The 12,558-nt window shown below is 50.3% G+C and carries 8 protein-coding genes; all 8 read left to right on the top strand.

The annotated features are described in order from the left end of the window. Window positions 1–207 precede the first annotated feature (207 nt). The 8 genes from AC4PME_RS04215 (at window position 208) to cheB (ending at window position 12,557) form a co-directional block, all read left to right on the top strand. Window positions 208–3,339: a ligand-binding sensor domain-containing protein gene (locus tag AC4PME_RS04215; RefSeq protein ID WP_491045015.1), complete on the top strand. Its 3,132-nt coding sequence runs from the start codon at window positions 208–210 to the stop codon at window positions 3,337–3,339. 139 nt (window positions 3,340–3,478) lie between these two features. Then, window positions 3,479–4,360 (top strand): M23 family metallopeptidase, encoded by an 882-nt coding sequence (locus AC4PME_RS04210; RefSeq protein ID WP_491045014.1) that lies wholly within the window; start codon window positions 3,479–3,481, stop codon window positions 4,358–4,360. A gap of 150 nt (window positions 4,361–4,510) precedes the next feature. Continuing rightward, entirely contained in the window at window positions 4,511–7,225 is a 2,715-nt protein-coding gene (secA, locus tag AC4PME_RS04205; RefSeq protein WP_491045013.1) for a preprotein translocase subunit SecA, read from the top strand. Next, a complete protein-coding gene (gene mutT, locus AC4PME_RS04200; RefSeq protein ID WP_491045012.1) occupies window positions 7,225–7,608 on the top strand; it encodes an 8-oxo-dGTP diphosphatase MutT in 384 nt (127 codons plus the stop codon). Before secA ends, mutT begins: the two co-directional genes overlap by 1 nt. 409 nt (window positions 7,609–8,017) lie before the next feature. Beyond that, complete coding sequence (locus AC4PME_RS04195) at window positions 8,018–8,140, top strand: hypothetical protein (RefSeq protein WP_491045011.1); 123 nt, start codon at window positions 8,018–8,020, stop codon at window positions 8,138–8,140. A gap of 246 nt (window positions 8,141–8,386) precedes the next feature. Beyond that, window positions 8,387–9,928 carry a methyl-accepting chemotaxis protein gene (locus tag AC4PME_RS04190; RefSeq protein WP_491045010.1) on the top strand — a complete coding sequence of 514 codons (1,542 nt, stop codon included), beginning with the start codon at window positions 8,387–8,389 and terminating at the stop codon, window positions 9,926–9,928. A 36-nt stretch (window positions 9,929–9,964) separates the two neighbouring features. Further along, window positions 9,965–11,494: a chemotaxis protein CheW gene (locus AC4PME_RS04185; RefSeq protein WP_491045009.1), complete on the top strand. Its 1,530-nt coding sequence runs from the start codon at window positions 9,965–9,967 to the stop codon at window positions 11,492–11,494. Between the two features lie 7 nt (window positions 11,495–11,501). Next, entirely contained in the window at window positions 11,502–12,557 is a 1,056-nt protein-coding gene (cheB, locus tag AC4PME_RS04180) for a chemotaxis-specific protein-glutamate methyltransferase CheB (RefSeq protein WP_491045008.1), read from the top strand. Window position 12,558 lies beyond the last annotated feature (1 nt).

The following is a 12,558-nucleotide window of genomic DNA, read 5'->3' as shown; positions in this document are numbered from 1 at the left end:
CCCCGTTATCGACATTTACTGTTGCAATAACGAGGCGGACCATACATTTTTGTACCTGATGTAAATTTTTAATACCAAAACTGTCCAAAAGATTAATCACTTCAAAGGGAAGTGAACTATCCTTAGTGGTAAACTCTCCATATAAACAGGCAACGATCTGTTGTACGCGCAATTCATTTTTTTACTTTCGGGGAATGAACACTGCCTATGAGCACTCAGGGTTGTCCCGCTATTCTTTCAACGCATCAAGGCGGGATTAAGCCGGTATTTGTCCGCTGCCTGCCAGCTTTACTGTTTTTTTTTGCATTGGTGTTTCTGTTTCTTTTCCCTGCGGACGTAATTGCAGCTCCGGTCGCTAAAGAAGCGCCGGCGACTATTCCTTACAGTCAGTATCATCAGCGTATCTGGGATACCCGAAACAATATGCCTCAGGTCTCTGCCATCAGTATTGCTGAGGACAATACCGGCTTTATATGGGTAGCCACAGAGGGAGGACTGGCGAGGTTTGATGGCAACCGGTTCCGTATCTTCGATGGCAGAACATCTCCGCTGTTCTCCGATCCTATCCTGCGAAAAGTCTTTGTGACACCGGATGACAGGTTGTTTGTCGGTACATCAAATCATTTGCTAAAAATGGAAGACGGGCAAATAGAAGAAGTGCTGCTCGACGGGAAGTCTCTGGGAGCAATTAACGATATTGTCTGGTTTAACGGATATCTTTACGCTGCCGGAGACGGACTTTTCCGGGTCTCAGCAAAGGGTGACCATGTAAACCGCATAGCAGGGGAAGCCGGGCATATCCGAACCCTCGCCACAGATCAACATCGCCTCTGGATTGGCTCAAGTACCGGACTGAGTTATCTGGACGGGCAACACATCAGCCAGTCAGTGCCCGCAAGCGTGCTGCCATCCGGCGCACACATTATTCACCTTGCGCAGTATCGCGGACAGCTTCTGGTGGGGACGTCTGAAGGTCTTTTCATTGCCAGCGACAGTGACAAACTCAGGGCGTATGAAACTACGTCCGGCGTAATTAACGATCCTATTGAGATGTTATTTGCTGACAGTAAGGGCAACCTCTGGATAGGCGGTAAGCAACGTCTTCTTCAACTTACCGGCCATACTCTGGTAGAAGAAGTTACCGAAATTAAAGGCAGAACGTCTCCCTGGTTTGTGTCTGCCTTCGAAGACAGAGCGGGCAACCTTTGGTTTGGAAGCCGCACTCACGGTCTGCAGCGTTTGCGCTATGACGGAACAGCCAGTCTGGGTAAAAAAGCCGGGCTTGATGAACCCTATGTCTGGACTTTTGGCAAGCAGGGGGACGGGATCCTTGCCGGCACGAATGCCGGGCTCTATCTGCTCAAAGATCATCAATTCACGCCCCTGATACAGGATGCCAGGTTGCCTAATCACGTGGTGTATTCAATATTAGCGGCCGCAGACAATACGCTATGGCTGGGAACCCGCGGCGGCCTTGTGCACCTTGATGAAAACTACCAGGTTTTGCAGAAATTCCCGCAACTCGACGGCATGCAAATTAATGGCATTGAAGAGTTTCCTGGCGGCGATGTGCTGGTGGCCTCTACAGGCGGATTGTTTCGCTGGGATCAGGAAACGCTGCAAAAAGTTTCGCTCAGTAACGGTGACGAGATTGGTAATACCCGCTTTGTGTTTGCAGACAACACTGGCGATATCTGGGGGGGCACCACCGGCGGCCTTATTCACCTGAACGGGAAGGGTGAGCAGATGCCTGTCAATGATGACATTCTCAACACAGTGTCAATTGCCTATATCGGACAACTCAAAGACGGCCGTATGCTGGTCGGGACTTTTCAGTCCGGCTTTGCGGTTCAGCAGCAGTCAGGCTGGTACTGGCCGGATGAACGTCAGCTACCGGCATCCGGCGTGATGTTTATGGCTGAACAAGACGACAATCTGGTCATTTCCAGCCTGAAAGGTGTGTATCAGATAAGTAAGCATTCACTTGAAGCCGGTGCGCCGGTGGAGGTGTCTATGCTTGTGGACGACTATGGCCCGGAGTCCGACACTGACGGGATCCGCTGCTGTAACGGCGCGGGGAATGCGAAAGGTCTTGTTGACGGCAATATACTTTATCTGCCCACACTCAACGGAGTGGCAACCATTGATTTAACTCTGAGTGCGAATAACCGCAGAGGACTGGTGCCGGTAGTCGATGAAATCATTGTGCAGGGTGAATCCGTGACAAAGTCGGGGGCTTTACTCCCTGAGGGGGAGCGGAATCTTCAGATCAATTACACCAGCCCCCGATTTTACCGTAACAGTGCACTGGAATTCCGTTATCGCCTCAACGGATACGACCTTGACTGGATCAACGCCGGAAACAGGCGGGAAGCGTTTTACACGAATTTACCCCCGGGTGATTACACATTTGAAGTGGAAGCCCGTCTGAAAGAGTGGAATGCCTGGGGAGAGCCTGCCTTTTTCCGTTTTTCCATGCCGCCGTTCTGGTACGAACAGCAATGGATGCGACTGGTATTTGTGTTGCTCGCTGTCCTCGCTTTCTGGGCGGTATACCACATCAGAACCCGCAGACTGGAGCGCGCCAGACTGCAACTGGAGGCCATGGTAACCGCGCGCACTGCGGAGCTTGATAAAGCAAACAAGCAGCTGGCTGAAGCCAACGAACAATTGCAGCAGGCAAGCCTGACCGACTCCCTGACACGGCTAAATAACCGCCGCTATCTCGATACCTTTATCGATAAAATCCTTGCAAAGGCCGCCCGCCAGCAACGGGGGGTATTTTGTATCATTCTCGATATCGATAATTTCAAAGTCCTGAACGACGAATTAGGGCATGCTGTCGGAGACGATATTCTGGTTAAATTCGCAGATATTTTGCGCAGGGAAACGCGCAGTGCCGATCACGTTATCCGCTGGGGCGGCGAAGAGTTTTTGATTGTGCTGGATGCAGGCATTTCCGTAAGTGAATTTATCGGACGCCTGATGTGTTCTATGGAGCTGACGCGCTGGCCTCATCAACAACGGCTCAGCGCGCCGCCTACCTGTTCTGTTGGCGTGTGTTATCACCCGCCCGGCGGGGAAGCCGGCTGGACGTGGTCACATACTCTTATCCTGGCTGATAAAGCAATGTACATGGTAAAGCGCAGCGGAAAAGAAGGCTGGCTTCAGTTACAGCCGCAGCAACCTGTGGCAGAAGATTTACCGGAAAAAGTCATTAAACAGAAGCCGGAAATGCTGGTTAACAGTAACCGTTTCCACATGGAAGGTTCACCGCATATTCTCGCGGCGGTGAGTAACCTGAAGAATAATATTTTTCCGTTACGGGAAAGAAAGTAGCCATACTCCGTGTATTTTGTCGTCAATTCTGCTTACCTTGTCTTACGGGGTATGAAAAAAACGCACTGAGTATCTGATTGTGGTTTGTTCATTTGCATTAACAGCGGTAAACTAGTCCGGATTTTATTAAGAGTGCCCGATGAAACTAACGATAACCTTTATTGGTAAGCAGAAGCGATACAGGAAAAGCATCAGTGTGAGAACACTGGTGAGTTTTACCGTACTCTCGTCGTTATTCATGTTAGTTTCCAGCCGTTCCACTGATTCCGTTTCCGAAGATATTGCCAGAATTAAGCTTGCTCAGACCGCTAATGAGGCAGGAGGTGCAGAAGTTGATGCACTGGCTGCCAGCACGCGTCAGCAATTACAAATTCTGGCAGAGCGTCTCGCTGAAATGGATGCGACGGTGTCGCAACTTGATGAAAAAGGCAAATTAATTGCCGCTGAATTTGGGATGAAGGCAGAAGATTTAGACGCCTTTGACCCCGGCTCTTCGCCAAAAGACGTGGATAATGAACCCCTGATGGAACAAATCGCCGCTTTACAGCAGACTGTGTCTGCGAAAAAACAGCAGCTGGCGATGCTTGAAAGTCTTGTCCGGGGGCATCATATCCATGAACAGAGTCAATTATCTGGCCGGCCAATAGCGTCGGGATGGTTGTCTTCTTATTACGGCATGCGCGCAGATCCTTTTACCGGCAATCCAGCAATGCACAAAGGGCTGGACTTTGCGGGTAAATCTGGTGATGACGTTGTTTCCACTGCTGCAGGCATCGTGACCTGGGCAGGAGAACGTCACGGTTATGGCTTACTGATAGAAATCGATCATGGTGATGGGATGGTGACCCGGTACGGGCACAACCAGGCACTGTCGGTTGCTATCGGTGACGTTGTAACAAAAGGTCAGACTATCGCAGTGATGGGTAGTACGGGCCGCTCCACAGGTGCTCATGTTCACTACGAAGTAATAAGAAACGGGCAACAAATCGATCCTCTGCCGTACGTTACCAAAAGACGTTAAGCAGCAGCCAGAAAAGGTTTACTCCGGTAAACCAGCACAAACAGATAGGGTGACAACCATGCACATGATGTGCGCGGCGTCATTTATTTTAAATCTACGAGCCCACCGGGATGCCGGAACTCGTAAAAAAGTAGTGGAATCATCAACCAAATGTTTGCAAGCATCCTGAGGAAAGTATTCGGTAGCCGTAACGACCGTCTCATAAAAAAACTAAAAAAGAACGTCGATGCCATCAACGCATTGGAAAAGGAATACGAAGCGTTAAGCGATGAGCAACTAAAGGCGAAAACTGCCGAACTCAGAGCACGTTTGGAAAAAGGTGAAACCCCGGAAGATATCCTTAACGATGCCTTTGCCACCGTACGTGAAGCCAGTAAGCGCGTTTACGGTATGCGTCACTTCGACGTACAGATGATTGGTGGTATGGTACTGCACACTGGTAAAATTGCAGAAATGCGTACCGGTGAAGGTAAAACCCTTACCGCGACCTTACCCACTTACCTGAATGCACTGACCGCTAAAGGTGTACACGTTATTACCGTGAACGATTACCTGGCCCGCCGTGATGCCGACTGGTCCCGCGAGTTGTTTGAATTCTTAGGCATGACGGTAGGGTGTAATGTGCCCGGCATGTCACCGGATATGAAGCGTGAGGCTTACAACGCAGACGTTACTTACGGAACAAACAACGAATTCGGTTTCGATTACCTCCGTGACAATATGGCCTTCAGCCCGCAGGATCGCGTTCAGCGCCCGCTGCACTACGCGGTAGTGGATGAGGTTGACTCTATTCTTATCGATGAGGCAAGAACGCCGCTTATTATTTCCGGTGCAGCCGAGGACAGCTCTCACCTGTACAGAGCAATTAATACAGTGATCCCTGAACTGGTACAGCAGGAAAAAGAAGACGAAGAAGGGCAGGAAGGCGACGGCGATTACACCGTTGATGAAAAAGCCCGTCAGATTCACCTGACTGAACGGGGTCAAATCCACGTTGAAGAAATACTGCAACGTAACGGTATTCTGCCGGAAGGTGAATCTCTGTTTGCTGCCGGTAATATTTCCCTGCTTCACCATATCAATGCCGCATTGCGTGCCCACAAGTTATTCCAGAAAGATGTGGATTACATCGTAAAAGACGATCAAATCGTCATTGTTGATGAGCACACGGGCCGCACAATGGAAGGCCGTCGCTGGTCTGAGGGCCTGCACCAGGCGGTAGAAGCCAAAGAAGGCGTGAAGATCCAGAACGAGAACCAGACTCTGGCATCGATTACCTTCCAGAACTATTTCCGTTTATACGACAAACTTGCCGGTATGACCGGTACTGCCGATACCGAAGCATTTGAATTCCAGTCTATTTACGGACTGGAAACCGTGGTTATTCCGACCAACCGTCCAATGGCCCGTAAAGATATGGCCGACCTGATTTATCTGACTGCACAGGAAAAATACGACGCCATTGTGGCAGACATCCGTGTTGCAGTGAAAAAAGGTCAGCCGGTACTGGTCGGTACGGTGTCTATCGAAAACTCTGAACTGCTGTCCCGCTTTCTGAAGAAAGAAAAAGTGCCGCACAAAGTGCTGAACGCCAAGTTCCACGAACAGGAAGCGGATATTATCGCTCAGGCCGGCCGTCCCGGCGCTGTCACCATAGCGACTAATATGGCCGGTCGTGGTACCGATATTGTGCTTGGCGGTAACTGGAAAGCCGAAGCTGAGAAACTGGAAAACCCCACTGAAGCGCAACTTAAGAAACTGAAAGATGAGTGGGAAGCGCTGCATCAGCAAGTACTCGATGCCGGTGGTTTGCATATCATTGGTACCGAGCGTCACGAATCACGCCGTATTGACAACCAGTTACGTGGTCGTGCCGGCCGACAGGGCGATCCCGGTTCCAGCCGTTTCTACCTGTCGCTGGATGATGCACTGATGCGTATCTTCGCGTCTGAGAAAATGGCTGGCATGATGAAGCGTCTGGGCATGGAGCATGGCGAAGCCATTGAGCACCCGTGGGTAACCCGCGCAATTGAAAACGCCCAGCGTAAGGTGGAAGGCCGTAACTTCGATATCCGTAAGCAGTTGCTGGAATACGATGACGTGGCTAACGATCAGCGTAAGGTCATTTACGAGCAGCGTAATGAACTGCTGGACGAAGGCGATATCAGCGAAACAATTAAAGCAATTCGTGTAGACGTGGTGAATGGCGTAGTTGATGAGTACATTCCTCCCCAGTCACTGGAAGAAATGTGGGATGTGCCGGGCCTGGAGGAGCGACTTAAAGCAGACTTTAAAGTCGACCTGCCTGTGCAGAAATGGCTTGATAGCGATGACAAGTTGTACGAAGAAAAACTCCGTGAGCGTGTTCTGACAGAAATCGAAGGCGCTTATCAGGAAAAAGAAAATGCTGTAGGCCCGGATGTACTGCGTCAGTTTGAAAAAGCGATCATGCTGCAGAACCTCGACAGTCACTGGAAAGAGCATCTGGCCGCTATGGACCACCTTCGTCAGGGTATTCACCTGCGTGGTTACGCCCAGAAGAATCCTAAGCAGGAATATAAGCGTGAATCCTTTGAACTGTTTTCGGGTATGCTTGAAGCTTTGAAAGTGGAAGTCATCACCATCTTGAGCCGTGTGCAGGTAAAAGCTGAATCTGACGTGGAAAAGGTGGAAGAGCAGCGTCGTCAGGCTGACGATGTGCCTAAGAACTTTAACCATGAAGAGGCACCGGAACAGGCGCCGGAGGCCGATGGCCAGACAGGCATCCGCTCTGAAATGCGTCAGGGGCCTAAAGTAGGCCGTAACGACCCGTGTCCTTGCGGTTCAGGTAAAAAATATAAACAGTGCCACGGTAAACTGTCTTAATGAAAGAAGTGCATGTAGCCGTAGGTGTAGTACTTCGTGACGGGCTTGTTTATATCTGTAAGCGGCCCGACGACAAACATCAGGGCGGTAAATGGGAATTTCCCGGTGGTAAAGTGGATGCCGGCGAAACGGTGACTCAGGCACTGGCCCGTGAGCTTAAGGAAGAGATTGGTATTGATATACAAACCAGTCAGCCACTGACTGTTATCGGTCACGATTATGGAGATAAGCGGGTACTGCTTGATGTTCACACGGTAACAGACTTTGCCGGTGAACCTGCCGGTCTGGAAGGACAACAGGGCAAGTGGCTTAAGCTTTCTGCACTGAAGCCCGAAGATTTTCCCGCGGCGAATGTAGCGATCATAGAAAAGCTTCAGGGCTGAACTTAGTCAGCGTTTGCTTTCAAATCAGAAACCCCGGCCATGAAAAGCCGGGGTTTCTCGCATTTATAACCTGTTATTTCATTACAGCCATTTAATGTTTGAAATAAATACAAAAAAACTTCGGTATTATAATCTGACTACGCCAAAAGGCTAGATTGACAGATATTCCGCTGCGTACGGTCTTCTCAGGTGCCCGCTAAGTCATTGAGATCTTATACCTAAATGTACTTGTTGTGACATTTGTGTATAAGGCGACAAAGATGCACTTATGGGGAGATCCCCCCACAACCAGATTCCCTCCCATACCAAGGTATCCTGTTTTATACCTAAATTTTTTCTGCCTGCTCTAAACCTTTACTAAACGCGCTGTTAAGCAATCGTTCATTCATAGTAAATTCCGAGGTTTTCCATGGCACTGAAAAAAAGCACTGAGGCCAGCCCGGCCACACCGGCCGTAAGAGTTGACGCGAAACTACGCAGAGAGGCAGAAGAGCAGCGAAGAAAAGCCCGCACCCTCGCCAGACAACAATAAGCTGCCGAACGGGTAGCGACGGCGACGGCTGAACTGGCCAGTGGCATCAGTCAGTCTGCCAGCGCGACCGACCAGTTAGGCACTGCTATCAACGAAATTGCCGCTGGTGCAGAAGAGTCCAGCAGTGCAAGTCAGGAGAGTCTGGCGGCAATTACCCAGATTTCTTCTTCACTGGTATCACAGCTTACGCTATCCGGACAGACCCTGGATAAAACCAATCTGCTTCAAACCTTCGTTGACCGTGTTATGGGCAACCTCGGCAATATGATGGACAGCGTAAAAACAGCTTCTGAACACCAGTCACGCTCTGTAGTCATGATGAGCGAGCTGGAGCAGCAAGCATCCAATATTGGTGAAGCCGTTAAACAAGTTACCCGCATTGCCGACCAGACCAACTTACTTGCATTAAATGCTGCAATCGAAGCCGGACGCGCCGGTAAGCACGGTAAAGGCTTTGCGGTAGTGGCCGATACCGTACGGGCTTTGGCTGAAGTATCGGATAAGAGCGCTGCCGATATCGCCATGCAAATCGAGCAAATTCAGCAGCAGTCAAATCAAGTTTCTGATGCAGTGAAACAATCATCGGAAGCGGCGCTCGAAGAAGTGACAAAAGGCGAAGCGGTAACCAGTCAGCTGGCCAAAATTAAGGAAGATATGCAGATAATTGCTACCGGCTCTGAAACGCTGCAAACCAAAATCCGTGAAATGGACAATGCCGCTAAAGAAATCCAGGCAGGGTCTGAAGCCATTTCCTGTGCTGCCGACGAGCAGTCATCTGCTGCTCAGGAAGTGTCCAGTAACGTATCTGAACAAAGCAGCGCGTTGTCACAAGCTGAGCAGGCTGCCCAGTCTCTGGAAATTATCACTGAAGAGCTGAAAAACAGCACCGACATCAATAAAAGCGCGGAAGAAGTGGCGTCCTCGGCAGAAGAGTTATCTGCAAGCATGGAGGAAATCAGCCGGTCAACCACAGAAATATCCACGGCACTGAATCAGATTAACAACGGTGCGCAACAGGCAGCGTCGGCAGTTGACCAGGCGGTGAGTAATATCGATACCCTCCGGGATGGTGTAGCGGAAGCCTCTGCTCAGTCTGAAAACGCGCTTACCCGTGGCGAGGCGATAACAGAACTGCTGAAAGAGAACCGTGCACTTATCGAAGAAATGGTGGAAGGCATCAATACCGCACTGGAAACCAGCAAACTGAACGTATCAGCCATTACTGATATGGAATCAATGACCCGCACTATCGACAAAGTTATCGACACCATCACCACCGTGTCGGTGAAAACCAGCATGCTTGCCGTTAACGGTGCTGTGGAAGCGGCCCGGGCGGGTGAATACGGTAAAGGTTTTGCTGTGGTATCTGCCGATATTCAAAGCCTTGCCGATGAGGCCGCTGAGAATGTTGAACAAATTAAAGATCTCATCAAAGCCATTCAGGATCAGACACAAAACGTGAAAACTGACCTGACCAACGTGGCAGAGAGCGCTTACCGTGAGGTGCAAAAAGCGAAGCAAACCACTGAGGACATCGCCGGTATTGCCAAAGATATGGCTGAAGTACTTTCTTACAACAAAGAAATGCAGCAAGCCGGTGAAGAAATTGCTGCTGCTGTAGCGCAGGCTCAAAAAGGCCTGGAGCAAATTGCCGCAGCGAATGAACAGGCCAGCAGTAACTGTCAGCAGGCATTGTCTGCCGCAGAGCAGCAGACCAAAGGCGTTGAAATCCTGGCCCGCTCTATCGAGGAAATCTCCTCTGTCGCTGATGAAATGCAAAACAGCTAAGGCCGGTTGATTCAGAGTTAAAGGTGAGGTGAGACCATGCAAGAAATGGAAACTCAGGAAATTACCGCAACAGACACTGAGCTGCAGTTTGTTTCTTTTCAGATTGGAAAAGAGAAATTTGCATTTCCGATGCAGTCTGTTGGCGAAATTATTCGTGTTCCCGTGATGGTTGGGGTTCCGCTGGGGCCCCACCAGATGATGGGACTGGCAAACCTGCGGGGTAACGTACTGCCGGTTTACGATTTACGGGCTATTTTGTTGTCGTGTTCAGCGGAACAAACTGAAACATCCCGTGTTGTCGTTGTGGAGTCAACACTTGGTATGACGGGCTTTCTGGTCGACAAAGTAAACCGTGTTTACAGTGTACCGAAAGACACCGTGGTTAATGACAAACAAGGCGACTCGTCAATTTCTTATGACTACCTGCAAGGGTTGATTAAGCAAAAGAACGAACCGCTGGAGCAGATCCTTAATGTTGAAAACCTGGTGCAGTCACAGTTAACCGTCAGCCATAAAAAAGATGGTTCCGGCCTGCAACTGCAGCAAAACCGCACCGGTTCGCAAGACATTAACAGCGAAGCCGAAGATGATTTGCAACAACTGGTTTGTTTTTCCATAGCCGGACAAGAATTTGCTTTTTATCTCCATGATGTGGGTGAGATTGTGCGCGTTCCCGACGACATATCTGCCTTACCCGACAGTAATCCTTCGGTACTGGGGCTGGTAAATCTGCGGGGACGAATTATTCCCATCGTCGATCTGGCTATGAACCTTGGCATGCAGCCCTGCGAAATGAACGATGCTACCCGCATCATCATTGTTAACTGCAGCGACAGCAGCCAGTCTGCTGTGGGCTTTGTGGTAGCAAAAGTCAGTAATGTGGTGAGTATATCGCCGTCGGCGCTGGAGCCTGTTCCGTCGATGTGTAACGACGGATATACCGATGGTGCGCTGGAAGCCGTGTACCGTGTGGAAGGCACCAAACGACTCATTTCTATCGTTAACTTGCACAGCGTTTTCCAACGCTCGCTAAGCCAGGCGCTGAGCCAGGTTGATTTACAAGATGAGGTTTCTGATATGGCTAATCAGGACGAAGGGGTGCTGACCGAAGAAGACTATGCCCAATACGTGATCTTCTCCATTGCCGGTCAGGAGTACGGGGTCAGCATCGAAGATACCCAGGAAATAACACGCATTCCCGACAAGTTGGAAAGCGTGCCTAATACACCGGACTACCTGCAAGGCATTGTCAATCTGCGGGGCACGGTACTGCCTGTGATTGATTTACGCACGCGATTGGGATTACCCAAAGCGGAAGCCACCGACCGCCAGCGTATTGTGGTGCTTACCCGCAATAAGCAAAAAACCGGCTTTATTGTGGATGGCGTGGCAGAAGTTAAAACTGTCATTACCGATTCTATCGAAGATGCGCCTTCACTGTCTGATGAGCAAACCGAGCTGTTAAACAAGCTCATTAAACTCAATAAAGAGCAACGCATCATTCAGCTCATCGAGCCGTCGGTACTGCTGAACGACAACGATATTGCAAAAGTAAACGGGGGTTAACGGGAAGATGGCAGTCAAAGTATTAGTGGTAGATGACTCTGCCTTGATGCGGAAACTGTTCACACAGGTTTTCACTGCACGGGGCTATCAGGTTGACTCAGCCCGCGATGGCGAGGAAGCACTGACGAAATCAGCGGCTTTTAAACCTGATGTGATTACTTTAGATATCAACATGCCGGTGATGGACGGTCTGACTTGCCTTAGCCTGCTAAGGAAGTTTCACCAGTGCCCTGTGCTGATGCTGTCATCGCTGACGCAGAAAGGTGCGCTGGTGACACTGGAAGCGCTGGCACTGGGAGCGGCTGACTTTGTCTTGAAGCCCGGCGGCACGGTCAGTGCGGATATCAGCGATATTGAAGATGAGCTGATTTCCAAAATTGAAGCCCTTACCGCAAGCGTCAGGCGAACGGCAGCTCCGTCAAAGCCCGTGCACACGCAACAGCAAACGGCTGCGGTAAAAGCAACGGCAGCGCCGGTAAAAAATGGCAAGGTTCAGGTGGTGATGATTGGTGTATCCACCGGTGGCCCGCGCAAACTTGAGCAGATTTTGTCTCAGTTACCGGCCAGCTTTCCCTGCCCGGTAGTCGTGGCGCAGCATATGCCAAAAGCGTTTACCGCCGCACTGGCGAAACGGCTGAATGATTTATGCCCTCTTGAAGTGGTGGAAGTCAGCAGCCGTATGCCGGTGGAGACCGGCAAAGTATATATCGCAAAAGGGGATGCAGACCTGTCGTTCGTGAAAAACCAGAACACGGTATTTGTCAGACCCATCCCGGCCAGTCCGAATTTTCTCTGGCATCCCAGTGTGGATCGCATGGTCGAGTCGGCGCTGGGGTGTTTCGATGCCAAAAATATGCTGTGCGTACAGCTCACCGGCATGGGGTGCGATGGCGTGGCTGCCATGTCTAAGGCCTACAGCAGAGGCGCTGTAACCATTGCGGAGAGTGAAGCAACTGCAACCGTATTTGGGATGCCGAAAGAACTTATTCAGGCGGGGTGCGCCAGTCATGTGCTTGACAGTCACGCCATCGCTCAACGTATTAATCATTTGTGCAAGCAATAGG

Source organism: Alteromonas sp., assembly GCF_984505615.1.
This window is presented reverse-complemented; position numbering and strand designations above follow the sequence as displayed.